Origin of the sequence: Xanthovirga aplysinae (genome assembly GCF_009711365.1) — a bacterium.
Taxonomy (GTDB): domain Bacteria; phylum Bacteroidota; class Bacteroidia; order Cytophagales; family Cyclobacteriaceae; genus Xanthovirga; species Xanthovirga aplysinae.
In genome coordinates, this window is sequence record NZ_SMMB01000739.1 from 1 (window position 1) to 2,273 (window position 2,273).

Sequence of the window (2,273 nt, forward strand, 5' to 3'; positions counted from 1 at the left end):
GAATACCAGATAGGAAGTAATGAAGAAGAAGTAGAGATATTTGGAAAGATTAAAGATGGTAAAAATGGGAATACTTTACCAGGGGTAATCCTTTCTTTTAAAAATGCCAAGACTAATGTAATTAGTGATTTAGATGGCTCCTTTAGGATTTCAATCCCAAGGGGGGAGGAAATGGTTTCTCTGAAAGCACCAGGATTTGAGGTTGATTTTAAAAAAATTTACGTTCAATCGTCTGGGGCCCTTAATCTTGAAATGTATGAGCGATTATATAAATTGGATGAAGTGACAATTAGTGCAGAAGGGGAAGAACATAATCTTTCTGCTATGGAAGCTGGAAAAGTAAATGTAGAAATTAAAACTATAAAAAAACTGCCTGCTTTCCTGGGAGAAGTTGATGTAGTGAAAAGTTTACTTATTTTACCGGGAGTATCTTCCTCTGCTGAGGGAACTTCTGGAATTAATGTGAGAGGGGGGAACTCAGACCAAAACTTGGTTTTAATGGATGGTATACCTGTATTTAATTCTGCCCATTTATTTGGTTTCTTTTCCTCTATTAATTCTGACCTTGTTCGAAATGTAACACTTTATAAAGGGGCTGCTCCAGCTGAATTTGGAGGAAAAGCTTCATCGGTGATGAATATTGGATTAAGAACCGGGGATATGCAGAAGATAAAAGGAAGTGGTGGTCTTGGATTGGTAACTTCAAGAATTGCACTGGAGGGACCTATTGTAAAGGAAAAAGCTTCTTTTTTGTTAGCAGGACGTTCATCTTATTCTAATTGGTTATTAAAAAGCATAAAGAATGCTGAATTAACTAGGAGTTCAGCATCTTTTTATGATTTGAATGGAAAGTTTGATTTTATCATTAATGATAAGAATAGGCTTTCAATAAATAGTTATAGAAGCAAAGATTCCTTTCAATTAGCTTTTGATAGTGTTTATAATTGGTCATCAACGGCTTTATCCTTAATATGGAATAAAGAAATGTCGGATAAGTGGTATTCCACTTTAAAGGGAGGGTATAGTGATTATCAAAATAATATCGAAGGAAAAAGTCCAGCAAGGGAATTTACTTTAGGTACTGGTTTTCAATCTTACGGCATATATGAAACCATTGGTTTTGATAACGGAAGGAATTTTCATTTAAAAGCTGGTGGAAGTTTTAACTATCATCGCGTAAATCCTGGTTTATTTATTCCAGGAGAAAATTCTATTTTGGATAAAGAGGTTCTGGAAAATAAAAAAAGTATGGAATCGGCTCTTTTTGTTCAAAATCAATTTGACTTGACTCCTAACTTGGGCCTTATGCTTGGGCTTAGGTATACATGGTATTCCAAATTAGGAGAGCCCAAGGAGTATATTTATGCCTCTGATACACAAAGAGAAAATGCATCCATTGTGGATACCTTAATTTTTGAATCAAATAATGTTTCAAAGACTTACCAAGGTTTGGAGCCTAGAGTATCGATAAAATATATGTTAAATGACATTAGTTCCCTGAAACTTGGATATAGTAGAAACCGTCAGTTTTTTCAATTAGTATCTAACAATGTTGGGATTAACCCATTTTCATTTTGGACCAGTAGTGATCGTTATTTGCCACCGATCATAGGAGATCAGTTGTCCTTGGGTTATTACCGTGATTTACAGCAATTAGGAATTGAGGCTTCTGCGGAAGTTTATTATAAAAAACTGCAGAATATTGTTGATTATAAGAATGGCGCTGAACTATTGATGAATGAACATCTTGAACAAGATCTAATATCAGGGGATGGGAAGTCATATGGGCTTGAATTACTATTAAAAAAAGTAAGTGGACGACTAACGGGTTATTTTAGTTATACCTATTCCAGATCATATCTACAAATGGATAGTCCTATACAAGAAGAAAGGGTGAATGATGGAGCTTTTTATCCTTCTAACTTCGATAAACCCCACGATTTTTCTTTGGCAACTCGTTATAACATCACAAAGAGGTGGTCTTTTAATGCCAATTTTGTTTACAGCTCGGGAAGGCCGATAACTTTTCCCGATGCTACTTATAAAGTCGATGGTTACACATTTTCTAATTATTCTGATAGGAATGCTTATAGGGTACCCGATTATCATAGGCTAGATGTGTCCTTAACGGTTGAGGGAAACCATAAGAAAGTAAAAAAATGGGATAGTAGCTGGACTTTTTCAGTATTTAATCTTTATGCTAAAAAGAATGCATATTCCGTGTTTTTTATGAAAAAGTCTGGTGAACCCATGCAGGCTTATAAACTTTCCTT

The 2,273-nt window shown here is 34.9% G+C and carries 1 protein-coding gene; it reads left to right on the forward strand.

The window, feature by feature from the left end:
* The coding region (locus tag E1171_RS04895; protein ID WP_222931395.1) for a TonB-dependent receptor at positions 1-2,273 on the forward strand (2,273 nt) is incomplete at both ends.